This window comes from Floridaenema flaviceps BLCC-F50, assembly GCF_041929275.2.
GTDB classification, from domain to species: domain Bacteria; phylum Cyanobacteriota; class Cyanobacteriia; order Cyanobacteriales; family Aerosakkonemataceae; genus Floridanema; species Floridanema flaviceps.
Genome location: NZ_JBHFNR020000002.1, coordinates 1,196,433 through 1,220,798 on the forward strand (window position 1 = coordinate 1,196,433; position 24,366 = coordinate 1,220,798).

A 24,366-nucleotide genomic window follows, 5' to 3' on the forward strand; every position below is an offset into this window, starting at 1 on the left:
CGGGATTTGAGGATGATAAGATTTAGAGGATTGATTTAAGATGTACAACGTCTCTACTTGGAGATGAATCCTAAAATCCTCTAATCCGTTAATCCCGATCCAGGGGTGAATTAATTTAGATACTCAATTTGTTCTTTTAAGATCCTAAAAAACCAGCCAGGGGAAACCTCAAAACAACCTCTAAATAAATAAAAAGTGCGAATGGATGTTTTAATTCAAGAAGTTCTCTTGATAGCCTGCAATACAGGTAAACACTGGCGACAGATGTTTTAGATTCTATAAAAAAACTTGAACGCAAGCAACACCTAATTTGGTATCCTTTATCAGAAGCGAGTTTTTGTTCATTTTGAACAAGATTATCAGCCGTAGAGACGTTGTATACAACGTCTCTACAACAATCTGCCTCTATCACAAATGTAGCGGCTTGATGAAAATTTTTTGTAAATAAAGTCATCATTCCTTGACGATCGCCATCGTGAACACTCTCTGCAAAAATCTTCTCTCTTACTGTTTCAGTACCATCACCTTTGTCGCTACCCCCATTTGGGTGAGTGTAAATGCCTTGTATCCAGTTTCCCCAGTAGTAGCGGGGGAGATGGGGAGATGGGGAGATGGGGAGATGGGGAGATGGGGAAGTTTAACTCAAAAAACGAAGCTAAGAACTCAAAAAACGAAGCTAAGAACTCCCCCCACCTCCCTACCTCCCCATCTCCCCATCTCTTCCTCCCAGTCTCCAGCCTTTGGTAATCAAATCTCTGTTAATGGTCGCACTTTCCCCTTTCCTTGGCGACAGTGGGGAACTTCTGCGTCGGGTGGGGTGCGAGTTGGTGTGAGTGATGCTGGATTAATGCAGGCGATCGGACTACAGTTATTAAGTAGCTCGGATATAAACAGACAACCAATAAAATGGTTTCCTCCCGACAATACTCACTCTTTTATTTTAGCTACTCAACTAACAAGACAATATCGTTATTTAGATATTACCGACTTAGCCAAAACCTACAATTGGCAAATCCAAACATTAGGCGAAACTCTACAAATTACTACACCCTCTGCTATCATCCAAGAAATTCGCCAAGGTAATCAAGATTGGGGAGAACGAATAGTTGTAGACTTAGACCGTTCTACTCCTTGGCAAGTAATTCAAGATGCTAAAAGTTTAACTCTACGAATTGACGCTCAAGTAAATCCAGAACTTTTACAAAAATTCCCAACGCCTGATTCTACTTTACGGGTGGAAAGCGCAGAAAACCAAATTCTGTTAAAGATGAGTATACCTGATGGTCTGCGCCCTCGCGTTTGGTCTTTAGCAAATCCCCATCGAATAGTAATAGATTTAGCTCCCGAAGTATTACAAGAATTAGATATTGTTTGGGCTCCCGGTATCCGTTATAAACAACAAATTATTACTTTAGATAACTCTCGATTTCCTGTAGTTTCGTTGGAAATTAATCCCCGTCAACCAGGGTTAAAATTAAGACCAATTTGGGGAAATTCTCAAACTTTAATAGGGATTAATCCTTTAGTTACAGTGGCTAGAGAATCGCAAGTAGCTGCGGCAATTAATGGGGGTTATTTTAATCGTAACACTCAATTACCTTTAGGTGCAATTCGTCAAAATGGCAATTGGATTTCTAGTCCAATTTTAAACCGAGGTGCGATCGCATGGAACGATAACGGCGAATTCAAAATCTCCCGTCTCACCCTCCAAGAAACCTTAACCACATCCAGCGGACAAAAATTACCCATAGTTAATTCTAATAGCGGTTACACACAACCAGGAATCGCTCGTTACACTCCCAACTGGGGAACAGTCTACAACTCTTTAACTAACAATGAAACCTTAATTGTTATCCAGAATAACCAAGTACAAAACATTTTACCCGGAGCAATAGTAGGGCAAACTTCTCTTCCTATTCCTAGCAATGGTTATATTTTGGCAATTCGCGGTAATTTAGATTGGCAACCAGAAAGTTACTTACCTCTAGGAACAACTGTTAGTTTCCAAAGTGAAACTTTCCCACCAGAATTTAACCGCTATCCCCACATTATCGGTGCAGGGCCAATTCTACTCTTAAATAGCCGCATAGTCCTTGATGCTCAAGATGAACAATTTCGTGATTCTTTTATTAAAGAATCTGCTCATCGAAGTGTAATTGCTACAAACAGAACGGGTACTATACTAATAGCCACCGTAGGCAACCGCTCTGGTGGAGTAGGCCCGACTCTCAGTGAAATTGCCGAGATTATGCAACGTCTAGGAGCAATTGATGCTCTCAATCTAGATGGGGGTAGCTCTACAAGCCTTTACCTTGGTGGTCAACTGATTAATCGTTCACCTAACACTGCGGCTCGTATTCACAACGGTCTAGGTATTTTCATAGAATTTTAGCCGTGGTAGTTTAAAGTTTATTTAAACTAATCACTTCTTTAGTTAAAGATTTGATGTAGCTCACCTAAATTGGGCATCTTAGAGATGACAGTACCTAAGTGGAGTGCTATGTTAGGGTACGAGATAGAACGTGCATAACTGGAAGTCTAATTAAACCCATTATTTTCTACTAAATAATCCCTTAGATTCCGGTGTTAAAATTTGGGGACATCAGCGCCATTCAATAAGGCAATTAAACAACTAAGAACTTTCGCTATCAAAGTATAAGGAAATAAAGTCATGGCTCAACTTCAAGAAGTTTCCAACGTATCCTTAACAGCTTTACCCGCATCTAATCCTGTAGCAGCAACAGAATTACGTCCTTGGGGCTCTTTTACTACATTAGAAGAAGGACGGGGTTATAAGATTAAGAGAATTGAAGTTAAGCCTGGGCACCGTCTGAGCTTACAAATGCACCACCACCGCAGCGAACACTGGATTGTGGTTTGTGGTACCGCTAAAATTGTCTGTGGTGAGAAAGAATGCCTACTGGGTCCTAACGAATCTACCTACGTTCCGCAGTGCGCTCTCCACCGTTTAGAAAATCCTGGAGTGATTCCCTTGATTCTCATTGAAGTGCAAAATGGGGAATATCTGGGAGAAGATGATATTGTTCGTTTCCAAGACGACTACTCCCGTACTAAATAGTTAAGTAAGCGCAATGATTAATCTCAGCAAAGCAGCCGCCAGCGAAGTTAAGCGACTCATGGCTAAACAAAAGCAACCAAACTCTTTATTTCGTCTGGGTGTCGAGCCTGGGGGCTGCGCTGGGATATACTACACATTGGAGATCGATCGCGCGATCGCACCTCAAGACCAAGTTTATGAGTGCCAAGGTATAAAAATTGTAGTAAAAGAAAATATTTTAGAATATATTAACGGCCTCACCCTAGACTATACTGAAGATTTGATGGGTGGAGGTTTTCGCTTCCATAACCCTAACGCTAGTTCTAGTTGTGGTTGTGGTAATTCTTTTTCGATTGACACAAATGCACCCAAATAGATATAATAAATATTTGTGATTAATTCCAAACAGCCAAGACAGTACCCTAGAGGTCATGCCCACAATTCAACAATTAATTCGTGATGAACGCCAAAAAGCGCGTAAGAAAACAAAGTCACCTGCGTTGAAGAGTTGCCCTCAGCGACGCGGTGTTTGTACGAGAGTATATACCACCACTCCCAAAAAACCCAACTCGGCGCTTCGGAAAGTAGCGAGAGTCAGGCTTACCTCTGGATTTGAGGTGACAGCATACATTCCAGGCATCGGACATAATTTGCAAGAACACTCCGTTGTGATGATTCGGGGTGGTCGGGTAAAAGATTTACCAGGGGTAAGATATCACATTATTCGCGGTACTCTAGATACTGCTGGTGTGAAAGACCGGAAGCAAGGACGTTCCAAATATGGTACTAAGCGTCCCAAAGCAGCAGCCAAATAATGGGGATAGGGGTCAGGGGTCAGGGGTCAGGGGATAGGGAAAAAGAAGATTCCCCAACACCTAACACCCAACACCTAACACCTTCTTAAGATATAAGTTCCCATTCTTAAGGTAAAGGGAATTAAGTTAGGGCATAAAGTAGGAAAAGCGCCCAGCTATCACCTGCGATGCGTTGCAAAAATTAGTTTCAAGAGAAATAATTTTGATGCCATAAGGCTTAATTTCATGCCTTAAGCCAAATCTTTAAAGTCCATGTTGAAGGCTTATTATGTCTCGTCGTTCAGTTGTTCAAAAACGTCCCGTACCGCCAGATCCTGTATATAACAGCCGCTTAGTCAGTATGATGGTGCGGCGGGTAATGAAGAGTGGTAAGAAGTCCGTTGCTTCGGGCATTGTTTACGATGCTTTTAAGATTATCGAAGAAAGGACTGGTTCTGACCCTCTAGAAACCTTTGAGCGAGCAGTAAAAAATGCTACTCCTTTGGTAGAGGTAAAAGCTCGCCGTGTCGGTGGTGCTACATACCAAGTACCAATGGAAGTGCGCTCAGATAGAGGTGCAACTTTAGCACTACGTTGGTTAATCCAATTTTCTCGTGCTAGAACCGGACGCTCAATGGCTAATAGATTAGCGGCTGAGTTGATGGATGCGGCAAATGAAACTGGAAGTGCGATTCGGAAGCGCGAAGAAACGCACCGGATGGCAGAAGCGAATAAGGCGTTTGCTCACTATCGCTACTAGTACGGGCGGGAATAGTTAGGCAACCTTTGCCACTGACAGACAATTATGTTGGCTCTCACCCGCCCCTACAATCCAGAATTGGTGGCTTCGCCACAAAAAAGTATAGAATCTTAACAGAGAGTAAAAAAAGTTTATCTACGGCAATAACCAAGGAGGTAGCCGTGGCACGTACCATCCCGCTTGAAAAAACACGCAATATAGGTATTGCAGCCCACATTGATGCGGGCAAGACAACAACTACAGAAAGAATCCTGTTTTATTCCGGTATCGTTCACAAGATTGGCGAAGTCCATGAAGGAACGACGGTAACAGACTGGATGGAGCAAGAGCGGGAGCGAGGAATTACCATTACTGCTGCCGCTATCAGCACTAGCTGGAAAGACCACAAAATCAACATTATCGATACACCGGGTCACGTAGACTTTACGATCGAAGTCGAACGCTCCATGAGAGTTTTGGATGGAGTAATCGCGGTATTTTGCTCGGTGGGAGGCGTACAGCCTCAATCTGAAACAGTATGGCGGCAGGCAGACAGGTACAAAGTGCCGCGGTTTGCCTTTGTCAACAAAATGGATCGGACTGGGGCAGACTTCTATAAGGTATACAATCAAATACGCGATCGCATGAGGGCAAATGCAGTTCCCATTCAATTGCCCATTGGTAGTGAAAGCGACTTCAGAGGACTCATTGACCTAGTGAAGATGAAAGCCTTGATTTACAAAGACGATCAAGGTAAAGAGATATCCGTTGAAGAGATTCCTGGCGATCTGCAAGACAAAGCACAAGAGTTTCGTCAGAAGTTGGTAGAAGCAGTAGCAGAAACCGATGATGCTCTGATGGAGAAGTACTTTGAAGGTGAAGAATTAACCGAAGAGGAAATTCGCCAAGGACTCAGAAAAGGCACTATTGATGGCACGATCGTTCCCATGCTTTGCGGTTCTGCCTTCAAAAACAAAGGTGTTCAACCATTGTTAGATGCAGTAGTTGATTACCTGCCTTCCCCACTGGATATTCCAGCGATTAAAGGTCAATTGCCAGATGGCAGCGAAACAGAAAGACGCGCCTCTGATGAAGAACCATTGTCAGCTTTGGCTTTCAAAATCATGGCAGACCCTTATGGTCGTCTCACCTTCATTCGCGTCTACTCAGGCGTTCTGAAAAAAGGCAGCTACGTCTACAACTCCACTAAAGGGAAGAAAGAGCGCGTATCTCGCCTGATCGTTCTCAAAGCAGATGAACGCATTGAAGTAGATGAAATGCGAGCGGGTGATTTGGGCGCAGTTCTAGGTCTAAAAGATACCTTTACAGGCGATACAATCTGCGAAGAAGGAACTCCTGTAATTCTAGAATCCCTGTTTATTCCTGAGCCTGTAATCTCGGTGGCGGTAGAACCAAAAACCAAACAGGACATGGAGAAACTCTCCAAAGCTCTGCAATCCTTGTCAGAGGAAGACCCAACATTCCGCGTGCGGATTGACCAAGAAACTAACCAAACCGTAATCGCGGGAATGGGTGAATTGCACTTAGAAATTCTGGTCGATCGGATGTTACGCGAATTCAAGGTAGAAGCGAATGTGGGCGCACCACAGGTAGCTTACCGAGAAACTATTCGCGCCGCCGTCAGCAGAGTGGAAGGCAAATTTATCCGTCAAAGTGGTGGTAAAGGTCAGTATGGTCACGTAGTCATCGACCTAGAACCAGGAGATCCCGGTAGCGGCTTTGAATTTGTATCCAAGATCGTGGGCGGTGTAGTACCGAAAGAGTACATTGGCCCTGCAGAGCAAGGGATGAAAGAAACCTGTGAATCTGGCGTATTAGCTGGATATCCGCTCATCGACGTGAAAGCGACTTTGGTAGATGGCTCTTATCACGACGTAGACTCGAATGAAATGGCCTTCAAAATCGCAGGTTCAATGGCACTAAAAGCAGCTGTAGCGAAAGCTAAACCAGTGCTGTTGGAGCCTATGATGAAAGTTGAGGTTGAAGTTCCCGAAAACTTTTTGGGAGATGTAATGGGCGACCTCAATTCCCGTCGCGGTCAAATCGAAGGGATGGGATCGGAACAGGGACTTGCCAAAGTCACCGCTAAGGTGCCATTGGCAGAAATGTTTGGCTACGCCACGGATATCCGGTCTAAAACTCAAGGTCGGGGCATATTCTCGATGGAATTTAGCCACTACGAAGAAGTGCCGCGCAACGTGGCTGAAGCTATCATCGCCAAGAGCAAAGGGAACGAATAAGGGATAGGGGATAGCGGGTAGGGGATAGGGGATAGGGAATCTTTAGGGGATAGGGGTCAGGGGTTAGGGGTTAGGGAATTGTCTTTCTCCCTAACACCCAACCCCTAACACCCAACCCCTAGTTAGTTTCCCCAACACCTAACCCCTAACACCTAACACCTTCTTCTCGCATAACTAGGAAAAGGAAGATCTAAATTCATGGCACGCGCAAAGTTTGAAAGGAATAAACCCCACGTTAACATCGGTACGATCGGTCACGTTGACCACGGCAAGACTACCTTAACCGCAGCAATCACTATGACCTTGGCTGCCTTGGGTAACGCACAAGCCAAGAAATATGACGAAATTGATGCGGCTCCCGAAGAAAAAGCACGGGGGATCACAATCAATACAGCCCACGTTGAGTACGAAACGGCAAATCGTCACTACGCGCACGTAGACTGTCCAGGACACGCTGACTATGTGAAAAACATGATCACTGGTGCAGCCCAAATGGATGGTGGTATTCTCGTGGTGGCAGCAACCGATGGAGCTATGCCCCAAACCAAGGAGCATATCCTATTGGCACGGCAGGTAGGTGTACCCCGTCTAGTCATCTTCTTGAACAAAGTTGACATGGTAGACGATGAGGAACTCCTCGAACTCGTAGAATTAGAGTTGCGCGATCTTCTGAGTGAATACGAGTTTGATGGCGACAATATACCCATCATTCGTGGCTCTGGGTTAAAGGCGCTCGAAGCAATGACTGCGAACCCAAAAACTCAAAAAGGTGAGAATGAGTGGGTAGATAAAATCTACGAACTCATGGAAGCAGTAGATGATTACATTCCGACTCCCGAAAGGGATGTTGACAAGCCGTTCCTGATGGCAGTAGAAGACGTATTCTCGATCACTGGTCGGGGTACTGTTGCTACAGGCAGGATCGAGCGCGGTAAGGTTAAAGTGGGCGATAACGTGGAATTAGTAGGTATCAGAGATACCCGCAACACCACAGTCACCGGGATCGAAATGTTCAAGAAGAGTCTTGACGAAGGGATGGCTGGTGATAACGCTGGTCTGCTGCTTCGCGGTATCCAAAAGACCGACATCGAACGCGGGATGGTAATCGCTAAACCTGGTTCAATTACACCTCACACTAAATTTGAAGGTGAAGTGTACGTGCTGACCGAAAAAGAAGGTGGTCGGAAAACTCCTTTCTTCCCTGGCTACCGTCCTCAGTTCTATGTACGGACAACTGACGTAACTGGAACTATTACAGCCTTCACTTCTGATGAAGGTGGTGCAGCAGAAATGGTGATGCCGGGAGACCGCATCAAAATGACTGTGGAATTGATTAACCCGATCGCGATCGAGCAAGGTATGCGCTTTGCGATCCGTGAAGGTGGTCGTACCATCGGTGCAGGCGTTGTTTCCAAGATTCTGAAGTAGTCTCTTTTAAAACTACTTAAGGGGCAGAAAAGTATTACCAATTTGGTAAAATACTTTTCTGCTCCTTCAGCATCCTGCTAAAACTGTCTAACTGAAAACATACAATTACTTTAGAACCTAGAAAACTAAAAAAATGGCAACCATTCAGCAGCAAAAAATTCGGATTCGTTTGAAAGCATTTGACCGTCGTCTACTTGACACCTCTTGTGAAAAGATTGTAGACACCGCAAATCGGACACAAGCTACAGCTATTGGCCCTATTCCCCTACCTACACGCAAGAAAATTTACTGCGTTTTGCGTTCTCCTCACGTAGATAAAGATTCTAGAGAACATTTTGAAACTCGGACTCATCGCCGCATTATTGATATCTATCAGCCTTCCTCTAAGACTATTGATGCTTTGATGAAACTTGATTTGCCTGCGGGTGTGGATATTGAAGTCAAACTGTAATCAGTTTCTTTCTTCTTTGTAAAACTTGAAATAGCCTTTTAGAAATGATTCTAAAAGGCTGACTTTATTTCTGTTTTGGGTAGAGATCAGCTAAAGTAAATAAAGAAACGCCATTACCCTCTGTGACTATGCCACCGTCATCCTCGATAGCGGTTCGAGAGCTTCCTTTATTCCCACTACCAGAAGTAGTTTTGTTTCCCGGTAGACCCCTACCGCTGCATATTTTTGAATTTCGCTACCGAATCATGATGAATACGATTCTGGAAAGCGATCGCCGTTTTGGGGTACTACTAATGGAACCATCCGGTAAACCAGCATCAGTAGGTTGCTGTGCGGAAATCGTCCGCTTCCAAAGATTACCAGATGACCGCATGAAAATACTCACTCTAGGGCAGCAACGTTTCCGGGTTTTGGAATACGTGCGCGAAAAGCCTTACCGAGTTGGTTTGGTAGAATGGATTGAAGATCAACCACCCCAGAGGGAATTGAACTCTTTAGCAGCAAATGTAGAACAATTACTGCGGGATGTAGTGCGCCTTTCCGCCAAGCTTACAGAACAAAATATTGAATTACCCGATGATATTCCCTCTCTACCGAGAGAGTTGTCTTATTGGGTTGCTAGTAACCTCTACGGTGTACCAGCAGAACAACAGACGCTCTTAGAAATGCAGGATACTGTCTCTCGGTTGGAACGGGAAGCAGAAATTCTCACTTCTACTCGCAATCATCTGGCTGCTAGGACTGTACTTAAAGATACTCTAAAAGAATAATCGACGACTTAAGGGACACGGCATTCATAAAGATAACGCAGGAGTTGCAAATATTAATTATGCCGTGTCCCTACCGTCACCAACAGACTTATTCAGTAAGTCCTATTTATTGCGATCGCGGATACCAGCCGTACCAGTTTAAGACAGCTAACCAAATTGCGGAAAGCAATCCTGCGATGCTCAAGGTTAAACCACTATAAGGTACTATTAACCCTAAAATTGGTAAAACTGCACCAGCAATAGTACAGATGAAAGCTGCTAGGGATGCCCTTAGATTCCTTCCCAGTCCCCAAGCTAGAGTTAAGAGGATGAGAGAAGCGATCGCCCAAGCTAGCTGGGGATTTATAATTCGACTCAGATAAGTTATAGCCAAAATCGTAGCAAAGAAAATTCCCCCCGTTATTGCTACATCTTTTAGTTTCATAGATATTGAAAAATACAATAATAATAACCACCAGAGAAAGATTGCTGGGGCTAACAATAATAAGCGAGGAAGAATTCCTGTATTGCGAATTGTTCCGGTTGCTGTAAATACGCCAAAGGGATTGAGAACAGAAACATTATCATCAAAAACCCAGGTAAAACGAGTACCTTTTCCCTCTGCTTTTGCTTCTGTTGGAACAACACCACTGGCAAAATCTGCATTAGGAAAGTTGGCTAATACAGAAAGTCGAAAATTAGAAAGTAATTGCCCATTGGCATTGTAAACCCAACGAGGGCCTCCTTGGGCTTGGTAGGTGACACGAAAGCGAGTTTCTGTGTTTGGTAGTAAGCGAAAGGGAAATGTATATTCGCCTGGATTATTTGGTTCTAATCGAGTTCCGTTTTGTTCTACTTTAAAGTTTTGCAGTAAAGAATAGCCGTTTGGTGGTGGTACTTCCAAGATAAAATTATCAGTATCTTTGAGGCGATTTATTACTTGATATTCGGCAGCAAAGTCTACTAAATAAATATTGCGATCGTTCTTTTGCGGATCGGAAGCTTGCATAATATTAACTTGAACTTGGGAACCATTAATTGCTAATAAACGGTTTACAGTTCTTTTTTCCTGCACTTTAACTATTCTGTTTCCTACTTGCGTGTTGTAACTATAGGGTTCTTGAATTGTGTAACGTACTTGGGGTGCATTTTGTTCTAATCTATCTCCAGCTACACTTGCTGCTACTTGAGTTACTTTCGCTTGTTCCCAAAAATGATAACGATTAGCTAAAGTTGTACAAAGAAAGAAGCCTATTATTACCAGAATTAAAACTAAAGCAGTGTGTTGTAAACCACGCAATAATGCAGAATAACGGACTACCCATTCGCTAATAAAAATTCCGGGTTCTGGTGCGTCTTTTCGTAAAGAAAAGAGGGAAAAACTTAAAAGAGCGATCGCCATTCCCAACACCCCAACCAAACCAACTAAAATCAAAAACAACCGGAGTATTTCGCCTCCGAATTGCATAATTTGACTGGGTTGGGTTAAATCTGGTAATTGGGGAATACCTTGTGCAGCTAAGATTAACATTAGTTTTATTTTCCCTCACTAACTTTTCTCAGATGGAAAGAAAGACTGAGTTTAGGATTCAAAAGTTTCTTGAGCTAAAATGTGCTTTTCCGTTCCATCTGGATTTTTTGAGTTAATGGGTAAAACTGGATAACTACCAAAAATTTTTAAAGTTTCCGTATGCAGCTTTAATTCGGCTATTGCAGATTGTATTGATGGAGCGTTAGCATCAGCTTCAATATCAATAAAAAATAAATATTCACCGAGCGATCGCTTAGTCGGACGAGATTCAATTCGGCTAAGATTAATATTACGACTTGCAAATATCTGTAAAAGTTTGGCTAAAGCCCCAGGTACATTGGCTGGAACACTAAAAGCTAAAGAAGTATGACTACCGCCAGAAGAAGCATTTAAACTTACTACCAAAAACCTGGTATGATTATCTGGATAATCATTAATTGGACAAGCTAAGATTGGTAAATTGTAAAGTTGAGCGGCGCGTTGAGAAGCGATCGCACCCGCTGTTCTATCCTGTTCTAAATGCTGTAAAGCTTCCGTAGTCGCATTAGTCGGAACTAACTGCGCTAAAGGTAAAAACTTATCAATCCAACCTTGACATTGAGCTAAAGCTTGGGGATGAGAATAAATCGCTCGAATTAATGCCAAATCTGACGCGCAAGATATTAAAGCATGAGCGATCGGTAAAATTAACGATTGTTGAATTTGTAAATTATCCAATCGCCACAAAGCATCCATTGTCATTGTGACACTACCTTCCAGAGAATTTTCAATGGGAACCACACCCAAAGAAGCCTCCCCATTCGCCACAGCTTCAAGAGTTTGGGCAATGCTAGGGTAGGAACACAAAATTGATTGCTGACCCGTTTGTTGAGTTAACCATTGAGAATAAGCCAAAGCAGCTGCTTCTGCGTAAGTACCAGTAGGCCCCAAGTGTGCAATTGATAGACTCATAAAGCGGTAAATCTCAGTTTTGTAACGTTTCTCAGCATTTCAAACAGATTGTATCCTCTGGCTTACGCCAAATTAGAGAGGAATAGTTCGTAAAGTTTTGTAAGTATAAACATACATAGTTGCACAACAGTTTACTATGAGAAGCTAAATTTCATTGCCGAAATGCAAATTTTAGTTACAAGTAATTGCACGGAACTTTTAAGAACCGTAACGTACAATTAAGTAAGTAGTAGTACAGCGTAAACTTCTGTTACCAACCTCTCATGCACACCCGATTTGATGCCTCTCAATCAGTTGAAATCGCTGTTCCCCAGCAACCAATACCCATTCAACACTATTTACGTCAACCAAAACGTTTAGTCCAAGCTTTAGTTGATGTAAATCGGATTGAACAGTTAAGCGAAGAAGTATTTCGGTTAAAAATGCGCCCGCTGGCATTTATGGGCCTATCGATCCGACCCACAGTAGATATGCGGGTATGGGCGGACAGTGATGGTGTTGTTAATTTGGAATCAGTGGCTTGTGAAATTCGAGGTATAGAATACATTAACCAACGCTTTGCCTTAAATTTGCGAGGGCGACTTTCTCCCTACCAAATTAACGGCATTACATATCTTAAGGGCAAAGCAGATTTACAAGTTCAAGTAGAATTACCCCCACCCTTTTGGTTAACTCCAAAACCAATATTAGAAACTACTGGTAACGGACTACTCAAAAGCGTACTACTAACAATTAAACATCGCTTAATGCAACAACTTTTGCTAGATTATGCTACCTGGGCGAAAACAGGCAGCGAAGCAAATATCTCTGGGGAAGTGGGAGTTTTGCCAGCGAATTAGAAAGCAGAAAGCAGAGTAAAGCTGAAAGGCTGAAATTTGGTTAACAAAATCTGAGTTATAGTTTGGTGGATTATTCGCCCTTCTAGACCGTTCCATCTTTCTTTGTAGTTTACGAATCTCTTTTTCGGCAAACTTCAATTCCGGTGCGAACAGAGTTAATCTAGCTGAATTATCCCCCACAATGGCAATAGTAGATGGCCCAATATCTAGACCAACAGTTCCCGAACCAAGTTGGTTTTTAGGTTTCCGAAATGGCTTACCTTCACAAACTAATTGAGCGTAGTAGAAAACCTTGCCATTTAACCGACGACGCAATAATCTAACGTATTTGATTGGACTATTTAATCCATGAGTGATTACTGGGTCATAAGTTGTTAGGTATGGTTTTAGTTTAAGCTCGCCCCAAATAATGGTTTCTTTTACCCATCTAATCCCGCTTTTATTCGTTTTACCTTCTAAGGAATCGAGTTGATTCTTCCCTTTAAATCTAACCTTTTTCCCTTGGCCTAAAGCTACTTTTTGAGAAGCTTTGAAGGCGCGAGTTGCTAGTTTTTGAGCAGTAGTTGAATCAATGTGTTTTCCCATCCAAGAATTACGAATAATGGTCACAAAACTGTGCAAGTCATACTCGCTGTATTTGTGAAGCTCATTAGCAACTTGAAAGGCTTCAGTTCGAGCTTTACTGCCTTTCTTGAGCTTTTTGGCTGCCAGGTATTTCCGGGATTGTTTGACGAGTTTTAGACGACGCATCGCTTCGCCTAAACAAGCGTTATAAAGTTGTCTGCCAGCCTCAAATCTAGACGACAAAACCCCAACATCTTTGCTCGACACCACTAACGGTATCTCTACAATAAATGTGGGGGTTTTAGTCTTAATTGATTTACTGGACATCGACTTATTAATTAACACTTGAAACCATTATACATTAAAGTTAAAAACTAGATTTGACTTGGACTGCGGTTAAAACCGCCAGGTGCGTTTCATCCCCATATCTAAAGCTAGGGGCTCATCAGCACGTTTTTCGGTAAATTTCCCCTCTGCCCCCCTGCCCCCCTGCTCCCCTGCCCTACTCTCTACAAGGACGAAAAGAACGCCGATGATGACGGGAGGGGCCATATTCTTTTAAAGCTAAAATATGACGGGCGGTACCGTAGCCTTTGTTGGCTTCTAAAATCCGTACTGGGGGTATTTTTTAGCTAAACGGAGGATTAGTTCGTCGCGCCATACTTTAGCTAGGATGCTGGCAGCTGCGATCGCCAAAACCTGCTCATCACCCTTAATAATTGACTGCTGAGGTATTTCCAAATCAGGAATTGCCCATTTACCATCCACCAAACAAAGACTAGGGCTTAACTTCAGTTTAGTTACAGCCCGTCTCATTGCCAACAAAGAAGCCCGGAAAATATTTATCCGGTCAATTTCTGCAACGGAACAGTAACCAATTTGGTAATCTAAAGCGGTTTGGCGAATCATTAAATCAAATTTTTTTCTGCCAAAATTGGTTAACTGCTTGCTATCTTTAATACCCGCACTCTTCAATCCCGAAAGCGCCTCATCAGGTAAGATTACTGCTGCTGCTACCACCGGGCCAAACAAACAGCCTCTTCCCACCTCATCAACTCCAGCAACTAAAGTTGATACTGAATAGTTAGTAGTGACTAATTCCTTCATATTGTGATGAATTGTTATTAGTCATTAGTCACTTGTCATTTGTAAGAACTTTCACCAATGACAAATGGCTAATGACTAATAACTAACTTTGCTAGATTCCTCCATCAGCATCTACCGAAGAGGAACGACGACGACGGCGACGACGCACGCCATTATCAACCGCTTCATTTTCCGATTCACTACTTTCAGGAGTGGCAATTTCCGCTTCTTCCCTACTCAATACAGGAGGAGCAATTGTCAGTTCTTCTTGTGCCGCATTATCCGAAAAATCCAGTTCTAGCTGATAGTTTTCCGGTTCATCATCGGCTGTCTCCACTTCAGTTGTTACATCATTTTTCTTGTAACTTTCTGTTAGCGATCGCCTTGACTCATTGCTAGATTCTGAGTCAGATTGTCCGGGTGACTTAATAGCAACCGTCGCTGTTTTCGGATTCTTTACCTCTCGATCTAATAACAGCAAAGGAGAGATACCCATTAAAGCGTAAACCTCTTGTTCCTCTGGTGTCATTTCCACAGAAATCACTTCCGCAGGTGTAACTTCTTTTGTGGGACGATTGTAGCGATCGGGGGTATCTAAACGAATGCCTTTCTGTAAAAGTGAAGCATTTTTAGAGACCTGGGTAGGGAAAGTTTTCGGTGTAGGAGTAGGCATTTCCGGCTCAGCCACCCAACCAGATTCACTCTTCTCCGAAAAAGGCGCAGCAGAACCACCAACACCACCTCTGCCCATATCCTCGCTTTCGCCCATTCCCAGACGACGGCGACGACGACGACGCGCATTATTCAACCCGCCTCGATCTTTCAAATCGGGGTGATTTAGCATATCTACGTCTGGATAATCAGAATTAGAGTCAACATCATCTGTGTAACCCTTGTCTTCCCATAAAGGTACGTTCTTAATTTCCTTCACAGGTGGGCGAGTTGGTTCGACAGTGGGATAATCTCTAAAAGATGAGACAGGGGGTTCTCTTTCTGGCAAGCGTTCTCTAGATTCCCCATTCCCTGTGGGCGATGGTATGGAAATGCGGTGACGCGGGGAGACAGCTGAAACAGTTTCTTCACTACCTGTGTCTGTCCATCTTTTGGCTTCTATGTCATAACTTTCCCGTTCTCTAGCTATATTTTCACCAGGTAAGTGAACTGTATGACCATTACCACCACAAGTAGGACAAGGACGACCAAATAATTCGTAAATATTTTGACCTTGGCGTTTGCGAGTCAGTTCCACTAAGCCAAGTTCGCTCAGTTGAGCAATTTGGGGTCTGGCTTTATCTGCTTTTAGGGCTTTGTTAAAATGCTCTAGGACTTGTAGCTGATCGCGTCTTGAGTCCATGTCGATAAAGTCAACGATGATTACTCCAGCGAGATTCCGTAGTTTCAATTGACGGGCGATTTCAGTAGCAGCTTCGCAGTTTGTCCATAGTACGGTTTCTCTGGCTGTAGCCGAACGAGTGAAAGAGCCGGAGTTAACGTCGATTACGGTAAGTGCTTCTGTAGGCTCGATGATAATATATCCACCAGAGGGTAAGTCTACTCTGGGTTTGAGGGCTTCCCTAATAGCGGCATTCACCCGGAAGTAGTCTAGTATGGGTAAGCGATCGCGATGATGATCGATTAAAACCCCCTGTGGTGTCTTACCTGCACTCCAGTTGATCAAATGTTGCTTGACTCGCTTAACTCCGGTGTGAGAATCTACCACAATCCGATTCACATCTTCGCTATACATATCGCGTAAAACGCGCTGCACGAAGTCATCATCCCGATTTAATAATGCCGGAGCCCGACTAGAAATTACTTCTTGTTGAATCGCTTCCCATTGTTTTTGTAACGATTCTAAGTCTTCGATAATTGCTTCTTCTGGCTTATTTTCTGCTTCCGTTCTTACCAGTAAACCCATTCCTGGTGGTTTTAACAAAATCGCTAAGGCTCTCAGGCGATTGCGTTCACTTTCACTCTTAATTCGCCTTGATAAATTTACACCTCTGCCAAAGGGCATTAATACTAAATAACGACCGGGCAAAGTAATATTACCAGTGAGTCGAGGGCCTTTATTCCCTGTCGGCTCTTTCATTACTTGGACTAAAACTTTTTGTTGTGGTGCTAGCAGTTCGGTGATTGCTCCTGCTGTCCGTTTTAATCTTAATGGCCCTAAGTCCGAAACGTGAATAAATCCATTGCGTTCTGGATCTCCTATATTCACAAAGGCAGCATCAATCCCCGGTAATACATTCTCGACTACACCAAGATAAATGTCTCCTACTTGGTGATTTCCAGTAGCAACAACTAATTCTTGAATTTGATCTTCAGAAAATACGGCAGCAATGCGATGTTGTTCAGCTATGATGATTTGTTTTGGCATTCAAATACCTCTTTAGATTTTAGATTTTAAATTTTAGATTTTAGATTTCGGATTTTAAAAAACTCGTCAATCAAAAATCAAAATCAAAATCATTATTTGGATTTATTTTTGGCTGTAATGGCTTGAAAAATCTGCTTTTAGAAGCAAGTAGTTACGGGCATCTTGCCTGTACTAATAATCCGATAATTTCTGAATCTATTGATTAACAATTACATCAATTTTCAGAAATTATTTTTGGTTGCTAATAACGAGAGAGAGATGACAGAATATTTCACTCTACTTCCTTAGTGCAATTAATTTGTAATTCGATCGCGTAGCGTGCCGTAGGCATATCGCGCAGCGTTTGCGTAGCACCTATCGCGTAGCTTGTACACCAGCACTAATCGCGCAAGAGAGCGTCCATTCCTAAATCGGTCTACCAAAATTGACTTTGACTAGATCCCCTAGTTCTTGAAGAATTCGGCGATCTACTATCTCTGGAGAGAGGTACAAAAACCCATTTTGAACATTCCATTGATTGCCATAGATAGCTTGTTGTAGAAACCATTTTGGCACAATCTAGGATTTTTCTTTTGGGGTGCTTGGTGCAAATTAATTAAAGGCATATCTAACCAAGTTTTTTTGGTTTGTTAGCGGTAGCGGCGCGGAGTGCGCTTTGCGGATTGATTATGTTAAATCCCCCTATTTTCACCTGGCTTTTACCTTCATAAGGTAGATAAAATTTGCTCTACCCCAGCTGTAAATCTCAGGCTTCTACCTAATTCTCCCCCATTTTTTCTATCAATAGAAACATGGGGAAGGTAACAGGGGGCTTTCACTCTAACCCCTAGCATTAAATGCGATTTTGTAATGCTCTATTGGCACACAAAACTCGGTAAATTTCGTTTTAGAGTTAATCACAAGGAAATAGCTACGAAGAAACATGAAAGCTTCTTATTTTTGCTTAACTCGCTTATCGCATCTTATCACATCTAAACTAGGTAATTTCATCCATTGACCAGGCAGGTATATTTTTTGCTGCTTTGTGATAAGCAAAAATTATTGTTTTGGCAAATTCTCAAGCCTACGCTGGTTCTAGGATTAGTTGAGTCCGGTGAGCGTGAAGTAGTTGAAACTCCTGCTGAGTTACTTGTTCTAGCATATAAACGATGTGTTCTGGGCGCAACAAGTTCCCATCATTTCGGCAAGTACCTAGATAACGGATCTTTGCCTGTTGTTGATTTTCGGTTTCGGCGAAGACAAGTTCTAATTGTAACAAGCGATCGCGCAGATTCACCTCTACCTTTTTCCCTGACTTAGTAGTATGCTCCATCAAAATTCGATCGCTATTTTTTACCTCTGCTATCCACTCGTTCCATTGTGCAGGCAAATTTTCTGGTAAGGGCGGGTTTTGTTCAGAACTTGTCTGTAGGACACTCAGGTTGTCTGCTAAACCTGCCCCTACAGTTAACACATACTCGGCTTTTTCTAACAATTGAGTAGCTGCTGGCGTTTTTAAATCCACCTCCTCGACATGATAAATCGGAATATTTTCTGGTAGTGCTTGGGCTAACTTCGCTTGGAAAGTCGCTACTTCCATTGCTTGAGTCAACTCAAAATCTACGATTTCACCAACGCTGGTACTTCCCAAGGATAAAGCATTGGCGATCGAAATTCTGGGACTAGGATGAAAACCACCAGTAAACGTTACTGGTATCGCCGCACGCCTAACCGCACGATCGAACAACCTCACTAAATCCAAATGCCCCACTAATGCCATATCACCCCGTTTCCCAAACCTAACTCGCAACCTCTGGGCTTTGTGTTGGTTAGGAACAAACTCACCCACAAATTGAGGAATTGGTGGAGGTGATACTACTATGTTATGCCCAAAATCTGTTCCGCAAACCCCACAATGGGAACAACCTTCAAAAGAGCAATCTGGAACTGTCGCTGCTTCTTGGGCTCTTGCTAAGTCAGCTTTCAGCCAATTCTTATCGATTCCGGTATCGATATGATCCCAAGGTAGAGGTTGATCTAACAGTTCTGCTGCTGTTTTCTCTCTTTGCGGGTTTTGTCCGGAAATTGTCTCTGTTGTACATAGATTATCTGCTAAACCTGCCCCTACTAGATTCCATTCGCCTTGTTCTACCAGACGATACTTCCAGGTTAAATCAGATTGAGCGATCGCCTCTCCCCAAGCTTGATATGCTTTCTCTACACTGTCAAACCAGGAATCCATCCCTGCACCCAACTCCCAAGCGCGTCGGAGCACCGCTGACAAACGGCGATCGCCTCTCCCTAAAAAGTCTTCCATCGCGGAAATTCGCACGTCAGTAAAGTTGGCTTTTACTCCTTTGATGGAGCGAAATTCCGAGCGCAAAAGTCCTTGTTTCCGTTTAAACTCTGCCGTCGAAACAGAATGCCATTGGAAAGGTGTGTGAGGTTTCGGCGTAAAGTTAGAAATCGTCAGAGTGAAATTAATTTGCCTTTTACCTTTAATCCGACATTCCTGCTGTAACCAGCGAACAGTTTCCGCAATTCCTAGAACATCTGCATCGGTTTCCCCAGGCAACCCAATCATGAAGTATAACTTTATTTTATCCCACCCTTGTTCGTAGGCAGTTTTTACTCCCCGCAGAAGTTCTTCGTTAGTCAAACCTTTGTTAATGATATCCCGCATTCGCTGGGTACCCGCTTCTGGCGCAAAGGTAATTCCACTTTGTCTAGTTCCACCGATAATGTTGGCAATATTCTCATCGAAGCGATCGACTCTTTGACTAGGTAGAGACAGGGAAATATTTTCATCTTTTAAGCGGTTTCTCACTTCCACGCCAACAGCGGGTAAAGCCAAATAATCGGAACAGGAGAGAGACAGCAGCGAAAATTCATTGTAACCAGTCGCCCGCATCCCTTCCGAGATGGCTTCGATCACCTGTTCCGGTTCCACATCTCTAGCTGGACGAGTTAACATTCCCGGTTGACAGAAACGACATCCCCTGGTACAACCCCGGCGAATTTCTATTGTTAAGCGATCGTGTACCGTTTCCACAAAGGGAACTAACCCGATCGAATAAGCCGGAATCGGAGTCGCTACCCGGCGTAAAATTCTTTGAGGAACATCCGGGCGATTCGGATGCACCGAGCCATCCGTTGCCATATCATAAAACTGAGGCACGTAAACTCCCGGAACTTGGGCTAAATCTAACAATAACTCTCTCCGACTTAACCCTTGGGCTTTACCCTCTTCAATAACTAAACCTATTTCCGGTAACAGTTCTTCCCCATCACCTAAAGCAACAAAGTCTAAAAACTGAGCGTAAGGTTCCGGGTTAGATGTGGCTGTTTGTCCCCCCGCAAAAATCAAAGGGTGTTGAAAATCATCATTTTCTCCCCGTTCTTGCCAAGTTAAGGGAATTCCGGCTAAATCGAGCATTTCTAAGATATTTGTGGCTCCCAGTTCATAACTGAGGCTAAAGCCCAAAATATCGAACTCTTTCACCGATTGACGGGACTCAACAGCAAATAAAGGTGTGTTCGTTGCGCGTAGTTTAGCCGCTAAGTCGGTTCCTGGTAAGTAGGCGCGATCGCATAACTGACGGGGCTGCTGATTCAAAATGTTGTACAAAATTATATGCCCTAAATTAGACGCTCCTACTTCGTAAACTTCTGGATAAGTCAACACCCAGCGCACTTTCGCCTCCTCCCAAGGCTTATGCACTGCGCCTAACTCATTTCCCAAATAACGCGCAGGCTTGTAAATATCTGCTGTAAGCAACTGTTCTACTGCTACTGCCACAGGCATTATCCTTGTCTGAAGACTCTACCCATATCCCTCTAGATCCCCGACTTCTTCAAGAAGTCGGGGATCTAGATTCAATCTAACTTTATCTATTATTAATTGTATTTATGGCAAAAATCTGCTTTATCCCGAAAGGAACAAGCAGATTCAGCCATGTTAAACTAGTACCACTAGTAAAATTCAAAAAGCTTAAATAATAAGCTGTTTAACGATTTTGTATCGTTTGTTACTTAAAAATTGCTAAAGTCGGTAACGGTTTGAAGTATCTTTGATAGTCAAACCAACTAACTAACCTTAAAAACATTATTGCTCCCAGAAGCTACTACAACGTGGCTTCAAAAGCAGTTCTACTTTCAAATATCTCGAATACTTTATTTAACTGCGTCAATTCCAAAATAATCCGAATAGATGGGGAAAGGGAGCAAAGGCTAAATCTTTGGTTTTGACGCTGCGCTAGTTTGAGAGCAGTAACTAAAGTCATTAATCCTGCACTATCCATAGAATCTAGCTGTTTCATGTCAACTAACACAACAGCGTCAGGATTAGCGGCAACTGCTGCTGTTAGTTTACTGCGAAACTCAGCTGCATTAGCAGCATTAAGATGTCCTTGAGGTTGAACAACGGTGATTGGTGAAACTACTGCTAAGGTTTGCATGATTTCAGTCCTGTTATCACAAAAATTACTTATGCCATTCCATGTATTAGAGGTTATAACCTGATGCCGTATATTGAACAGCTATACTCCGTATTTTCACAGAAACTTTACTTAAATTGCAACTTTTTTAAAGATTCTAACAAGAAGAATTAGTGGTAAAGTATGTAAAGATACGGAAAAGTTTAGCAATTCTTCCGGTTAAGTCAAGAAGTAAGTGAATAAAGTGTCTGTTGGAACGATGATGATTTAAGTCAACTAATGCCAAACTGATAGACAAGAACTATTCTTGCCTACACTATCACTAAGCTTGCTTCTGATTACATCAGTAAAAAGTTATAGATGTACAATATCTAACCACTTTTGTCTAGGTAGATATTTAATTACCTACTTCGAGTCAAACATAGGGGTTTGGAATATGCCAGTGAGTTAGATCACTAAAATTGACAGGTTTGGATCACTCGCAAGGAAAAGTCTTTAATAGAGAATCTTCTTATAAAGGAGTTCTGGTCAGTAACCGTGGAAGCTAAAAATGCAATTCGTGGACTTGTAGAAAAAGCGATTTCTATTCGTCGTCTGACCCCAGATATCGAAAATGAAATCAACTATGAACTAACAAGGCTAGGCTATATCTCAGATGTTGATTATGAAGCCTTGGAATTATTAATGGATGAAATGGATGCAGGTCGGATTCAGCTAGTACCTACCTGCTAAATTGACGAGTAAAATGCTGCTGCTAGTGAAATAAGAGCTCTGAAAGCTCAAGTATTGAGACAGGTGTGCGTCAACAGAGCTAACTAAACGGTAAACTGTCAAATGGCTTTCCTACATCACATACAAGTCGCCATGCAGTTTGCTCAACGTTTAGAAAAAATTCCTCCCTACCTGTTTGCAGAACTCGATCGCAAACGGAATGAACTAATTAGTCAGGGCGTGGACATTATCAATATGGCAATTGGTGATCCAGATAAACCGACACCAGTTCATATTGTCACAGCAATGCACGAGGCGATCGACGACCCTTCGACCCACAATTACCCGCCTTACCAAGGTACAAAAGAATACCGTCAAGCGGTGGTAAATTGGATGGAGCGGCGGTTTGGAGTTAGTGGATTAAACCCAGAAACCGAAGTAATCCCTTCTATTGGTTCAAAAGAAGCGATTCACAATACTTTTCTGGCTTTTGTCGAACCAGGAGATTACACGCTAATCCCTAATCCAGGCTATCCAGTATATCGAACTTCCACATTTTTTGCTGGTGGTGAGCCTTACTATATGCCATTGCTGCCAGAACGGGGGTTTTTGCCTTCTTTACAAGCAATTCCCGAACAGGTAGCTAGTAAGGCTAAATTGTTATGGGTAAATTACCCGAATAATCCGACTGGTGCTACAGCCAGTTTAGAATTTTTCGCCCAGTTAGTGCAGTTTTGTCAAAAATACGACATTTTGTTGTGTCACGATCATGCTTACTCGGAAATAGCTTACTCTGGATATCAGCCGCCTAGCGTCCTGCAAATTCCGGGTGCCAAAGACATTGCGATCGAATTTCACAGTTTATCTAAGTCTTACAATATGGCTGGCTGGCGGATTGGTTTTGTGGTGGGAAATGCCTTGGGAATTAAAGGACTGAGCCAAGTAAAGACCAATATAGATTCTGGCATATTTAAGGCAATTCAACGGGCGGCGATCGCAGCCTATTCCACCAGCAGCGCAGAACTTCAGCAAGCGTTGTCAGTTTACCAAAAACGCCGAGATATCGTTGTGGAAGGGTTAAGATCTTTGGGTTGGACAATTGCAGCCCCCAAAGCTACCCTTTATGTGTGGGTTCCCGTACCTAAAGGTTACACTTCTGCTGAATTTGTTACCTTACTGTTGGAAAAATGTGCGATCGTAGTTCCCCCTGGTAACGGTTACGGAGACGCTGGCGAAGGCTTCTTCCGCATTGCCTTAACAGTTTCCGAAGCACGGCTAGCCGAAGCAATGCAGCGAATGAAACAAGCCGGAATTTATTACCAAGCTTGAGTTTTCCCCTTAAAACTTCCCTTCGTAATCTTGCCAAACTTGGCGAACAAAACGCTGTAGCTGTTGATGCGCTAACTGCTGGGTTTCACCTTGAGTCTTAGAGGTTTGCAGGTGAGTAAACAGAGGTAAAACTTCTGTATCCAAAGCAGGTCGGAATAAATTGCTCGACCAGAGTAAATCTGCCCCTTGACGTAAATCATACAAAGTAAATGGTTCAGAATCGGGCTGATTAGATAAAAACACCACCAGCATCAAAGGACGTACCCAAGCCACCTGTCGTGATTCGACAATCTGAATCACTTCAGCATACAAGCGTGTCTCCTGATGTTCTAAACAGACTATTTGGCTGGGTTGAAAGTCTACAGCAGAACTCATTACGCCTTGCTCCACAGTAAACTAACGTATCTTTTACTGCCAACCATTGTAAAAGGCTACTGCTAAATTTGCATGATTAAGTTCTCTCAGCTTAGGCTGTTAAGCACGATTTTAACTATCAAACTGAAGAAGTTTTCCCAAAATTTTCGCAAGCAATGACTAAATCGGGCGCAAAATGTTATAAATAAATGTTAAATACTATAAACAAAAAGCAAAAATCTGTACCTCTGAATACTAACAAGTCGCCAAACAAATGTGAATGAGTTTGCCTGGAATTTACGGTTTCGGTAGCCAAAACCGACTCGATCAATGGTGGAAACCCACACCTAAAACCTTGCTAACTCATGTATTAGAGTTGGTAAAACTTGATTAACTGGCAAAATTTATTGAAATGAGGGAGAAAAAGCAGCTGTGTCTGTCGAAACCCTAGAAAAGCGATCGACTTCTCGCAAACTCGCACCTCGGTATCGGGTGCTACTACATAATGATGATTTCAACTCAATGGAGTATGTGGTACAAGTCCTGATGAAGACTGTACCCTCTCTGACTCAACCCCAAGCTGTCAATATCATGATGGAAGCCCATGCTACAGGGATTGCTTTAGTAATTACCTGCGCCCAAGAACACGCAGAGTTTTATTGCGATACTTTGAAAAATCATGGGTTAACCAGCACAATTGAACCTGAAGAGTAAATAAACAGGTTC

General features: G+C 42.8%; 21 protein-coding genes and 1 pseudogene. 13 read left to right on the forward strand and 9 right to left on the reverse strand.

Annotation, left to right across the window (positions count from 1 at the left end):
* Positions 1–136: 136 nt before the first annotated feature.
* Positions 137–457 (reverse strand): hypothetical protein, encoded by a 321-nt coding sequence (locus ACE1CI_RS25450; RefSeq protein ID WP_413265569.1) that lies wholly within the window; start codon positions 455–457, stop codon positions 137–139.
* 90 nt (positions 458–547) lie between these two features.
* Here ACE1CI_RS25450 and ACE1CI_RS25455 point away from each other — a divergent pair, with 90 nt between their 5' ends.
* From ACE1CI_RS25455 to ACE1CI_RS25495, 9 genes are all read left to right on the forward strand, one after another.
* Positions 548–2,392 (forward strand): phosphodiester glycosidase family protein, encoded by a 1,845-nt coding sequence (locus tag ACE1CI_RS25455; protein ID WP_496615807.1) that lies wholly within the window; start codon positions 548–550, stop codon positions 2,390–2,392.
* A gap of 279 nt (positions 2,393–2,671) precedes the next feature.
* Complete coding sequence (locus tag ACE1CI_RS25460; RefSeq protein WP_413265567.1) at positions 2,672–3,079, forward strand: phosphomannose isomerase type II C-terminal cupin domain; 408 nt, start codon at positions 2,672–2,674, stop codon at positions 3,077–3,079.
* Between the two features lie 13 nt (positions 3,080–3,092).
* Complete coding sequence (locus ACE1CI_RS25465) at positions 3,093–3,434, forward strand: HesB/IscA family protein (protein WP_413265566.1); 342 nt, start codon at positions 3,093–3,095, stop codon at positions 3,432–3,434.
* A 55-nt stretch (positions 3,435–3,489) separates the two neighbouring features.
* Positions 3,490–3,873, forward strand: a complete 384-nt coding sequence (gene rpsL, locus ACE1CI_RS25470) for a 30S ribosomal protein S12 (protein ID WP_413265565.1) — start codon at positions 3,490–3,492, stop codon at positions 3,871–3,873.
* Between the two features lie 268 nt (positions 3,874–4,141).
* Complete coding sequence (gene rpsG / locus ACE1CI_RS25475; RefSeq protein ID WP_413265564.1) at positions 4,142–4,612, forward strand: 30S ribosomal protein S7; 471 nt, start codon at positions 4,142–4,144, stop codon at positions 4,610–4,612.
* 161 nt (positions 4,613–4,773) lie between these two features.
* Positions 4,774–6,852 (forward strand): elongation factor G, encoded by a 2,079-nt coding sequence (fusA, locus tag ACE1CI_RS25480; RefSeq protein ID WP_413265563.1) that lies wholly within the window; start codon positions 4,774–4,776, stop codon positions 6,850–6,852.
* A gap of 198 nt (positions 6,853–7,050) precedes the next feature.
* The gene (gene tuf / locus ACE1CI_RS25485) at positions 7,051–8,280 is read left to right on the forward strand and encodes an elongation factor Tu (RefSeq protein ID WP_413265562.1); all 1,230 of its coding nucleotides are present in this window, start codon (positions 7,051–7,053) and stop codon (positions 8,278–8,280) included.
* Between the two features lie 133 nt (positions 8,281–8,413).
* Positions 8,414–8,731 carry a 30S ribosomal protein S10 gene (gene rpsJ, locus ACE1CI_RS25490; protein ID WP_073594782.1) on the forward strand — a complete coding sequence of 106 codons (318 nt, stop codon included), beginning with the start codon at positions 8,414–8,416 and terminating at the stop codon, positions 8,729–8,731.
* Between the two features lie 128 nt (positions 8,732–8,859).
* Positions 8,860–9,501: an LON peptidase substrate-binding domain-containing protein gene (locus tag ACE1CI_RS25495; RefSeq protein WP_413265580.1), complete on the forward strand. Its 642-nt coding sequence runs from the start codon at positions 8,860–8,862 to the stop codon at positions 9,499–9,501.
* A gap of 106 nt (positions 9,502–9,607) precedes the next feature.
* Here ACE1CI_RS25495 and ACE1CI_RS25500 read toward each other — a convergent pair whose 3' ends face one another.
* Complete coding sequence (locus ACE1CI_RS25500) at positions 9,608–11,011, reverse strand: hypothetical protein (protein ID WP_413265561.1); 1,404 nt, start codon at positions 11,009–11,011, stop codon at positions 9,608–9,610.
* 51 nt (positions 11,012–11,062) lie between these two features.
* Positions 11,063–11,962 carry a prephenate dehydratase gene (gene pheA, locus ACE1CI_RS25505; RefSeq protein ID WP_413265560.1) on the reverse strand — a complete coding sequence of 300 codons (900 nt, stop codon included), beginning with the start codon at positions 11,960–11,962 and terminating at the stop codon, positions 11,063–11,065.
* A gap of 263 nt (positions 11,963–12,225) precedes the next feature.
* Here pheA and ACE1CI_RS25510 point away from each other — a divergent pair, with 263 nt between their 5' ends.
* On the forward strand, positions 12,226–12,801 hold the full coding sequence (locus tag ACE1CI_RS25510; protein ID WP_496615809.1) for a DUF1997 domain-containing protein: 576 nt from the start codon (positions 12,226–12,228) through the stop codon (positions 12,799–12,801).
* Here the strand turns inward: ACE1CI_RS25510 and ACE1CI_RS25515 are convergent.
* The 5 genes and pseudogenes from ACE1CI_RS25515 to ACE1CI_RS25535 all read right to left on the reverse strand — a co-directional run bounded on the left by ACE1CI_RS25515 (position 12,724) and on the right by ACE1CI_RS25535 (position 21,267).
* The gene (locus ACE1CI_RS25515; protein WP_413265558.1) at positions 12,724–13,692 is read right to left on the reverse strand and encodes a hypothetical protein; all 969 of its coding nucleotides are present in this window, start codon (positions 13,690–13,692) and stop codon (positions 12,724–12,726) included. The genes ACE1CI_RS25510 and ACE1CI_RS25515 overlap by 78 nt on opposite strands.
* A gap of 175 nt (positions 13,693–13,867) precedes the next feature.
* Positions 13,868–14,472, reverse strand: a pseudogene (locus ACE1CI_RS25520) (ribonuclease HII).
* A 91-nt stretch (positions 14,473–14,563) separates the two neighbouring features.
* Positions 14,564–16,831: a ribonuclease E gene (rne, locus tag ACE1CI_RS25525; protein WP_413264312.1), complete on the reverse strand. Its 2,268-nt coding sequence runs from the start codon at positions 16,829–16,831 to the stop codon at positions 14,564–14,566.
* 1,063 nt (positions 16,832–17,894) lie between these two features.
* Positions 17,895–20,609, reverse strand: a complete 2,715-nt coding sequence (locus ACE1CI_RS25530; RefSeq protein WP_413264360.1) for a TIGR03960 family B12-binding radical SAM protein — start codon at positions 20,607–20,609, stop codon at positions 17,895–17,897.
* Positions 20,610–20,934: 325 nt separating this feature from the next.
* The gene (locus ACE1CI_RS25535) at positions 20,935–21,267 is read right to left on the reverse strand and encodes an STAS domain-containing protein (RefSeq protein WP_413264314.1); all 333 of its coding nucleotides are present in this window, start codon (positions 21,265–21,267) and stop codon (positions 20,935–20,937) included.
* A gap of 516 nt (positions 21,268–21,783) precedes the next feature.
* On the opposite strand from ACE1CI_RS25535, the gene ACE1CI_RS25540 reads away from it, so the two are divergent.
* Positions 21,784–21,978, forward strand: a complete 195-nt coding sequence (locus tag ACE1CI_RS25540) for a hypothetical protein (protein ID WP_193980889.1) — start codon at positions 21,784–21,786, stop codon at positions 21,976–21,978.
* Between the two features lie 132 nt (positions 21,979–22,110).
* Positions 22,111–23,286 carry a pyridoxal phosphate-dependent aminotransferase gene (locus ACE1CI_RS25545; RefSeq protein WP_413264361.1) on the forward strand — a complete coding sequence of 392 codons (1,176 nt, stop codon included), beginning with the start codon at positions 22,111–22,113 and terminating at the stop codon, positions 23,284–23,286.
* Positions 23,287–23,295: 9 nt separating this feature from the next.
* Here the strand turns inward: ACE1CI_RS25545 and ACE1CI_RS25550 are convergent, their stop codons facing one another.
* Complete coding sequence (locus ACE1CI_RS25550; protein WP_413264315.1) at positions 23,296–23,661, reverse strand: hypothetical protein; 366 nt, start codon at positions 23,659–23,661, stop codon at positions 23,296–23,298.
* Positions 23,662–24,072: 411 nt separating this feature from the next.
* Here ACE1CI_RS25550 and clpS point away from each other — a divergent pair, with 411 nt between their 5' ends.
* Positions 24,073–24,354 (forward strand): ATP-dependent Clp protease adapter ClpS, encoded by a 282-nt coding sequence (gene clpS / locus ACE1CI_RS25555; RefSeq protein ID WP_413264316.1) that lies wholly within the window; start codon positions 24,073–24,075, stop codon positions 24,352–24,354.
* The last annotated feature ends 12 nt before the right edge of the window (positions 24,355–24,366 follow it).

What these genes read in the sequence shown, in the direction of transcription:
- ACE1CI_RS25450 (WP_413265569.1), bottom strand. Translation starts at nt 457, where the DNA reads ATGATGACTTTATTTACAAAAAATTTTCATCAAGCCGCTACATTTGTG.
- ACE1CI_RS25460 (WP_413265567.1), top strand. Translation starts at nt 2,672, where the DNA reads ATGGCTCAACTTCAAGAAGTTTCCAACGTATCCTTAACAGCTTTACCC.
- ACE1CI_RS25465 (WP_413265566.1), top strand. Translation starts at nt 3,093, where the DNA reads ATGATTAATCTCAGCAAAGCAGCCGCCAGCGAAGTTAAGCGACTCATG.
- rpsL (WP_413265565.1), top strand. Translation starts at nt 3,490, where the DNA reads ATGCCCACAATTCAACAATTAATTCGTGATGAACGCCAAAAAGCGCGT.
- rpsG (WP_413265564.1), top strand. Translation starts at nt 4,142, where the DNA reads ATGTCTCGTCGTTCAGTTGTTCAAAAACGTCCCGTACCGCCAGATCCT.
- tuf (WP_413265562.1), top strand. Translation starts at nt 7,051, where the DNA reads ATGGCACGCGCAAAGTTTGAAAGGAATAAACCCCACGTTAACATCGGT.
- rpsJ (WP_073594782.1), top strand. Translation starts at nt 8,414, where the DNA reads ATGGCAACCATTCAGCAGCAAAAAATTCGGATTCGTTTGAAAGCATTT.
- ACE1CI_RS25495 (WP_413265580.1), top strand. Translation starts at nt 8,860, where the DNA reads ATGCCACCGTCATCCTCGATAGCGGTTCGAGAGCTTCCTTTATTCCCA.
- ACE1CI_RS25500 (WP_413265561.1), bottom strand. Translation starts at nt 11,011, where the DNA reads ATGTTAATCTTAGCTGCACAAGGTATTCCCCAATTACCAGATTTAACC.
- pheA (WP_413265560.1), bottom strand. Translation starts at nt 11,962, where the DNA reads ATGAGTCTATCAATTGCACACTTGGGGCCTACTGGTACTTACGCAGAA.
- ACE1CI_RS25510 (WP_496615809.1), top strand. Translation starts at nt 12,226, where the DNA reads ATGCACACCCGATTTGATGCCTCTCAATCAGTTGAAATCGCTGTTCCC.
- ACE1CI_RS25515 (WP_413265558.1), bottom strand. Translation starts at nt 13,692, where the DNA reads ATGTCCAGTAAATCAATTAAGACTAAAACCCCCACATTTATTGTAGAG.
- rne (WP_413264312.1), bottom strand. Translation starts at nt 16,831, where the DNA reads ATGCCAAAACAAATCATCATAGCTGAACAACATCGCATTGCTGCCGTA.
- ACE1CI_RS25535 (WP_413264314.1), bottom strand. Translation starts at nt 21,267, where the DNA reads ATGCAAACCTTAGCAGTAGTTTCACCAATCACCGTTGTTCAACCTCAA.
- ACE1CI_RS25545 (WP_413264361.1), top strand. Translation starts at nt 22,111, where the DNA reads ATGCAGTTTGCTCAACGTTTAGAAAAAATTCCTCCCTACCTGTTTGCA.
- ACE1CI_RS25550 (WP_413264315.1), bottom strand. Translation starts at nt 23,661, where the DNA reads ATGAGTTCTGCTGTAGACTTTCAACCCAGCCAAATAGTCTGTTTAGAA.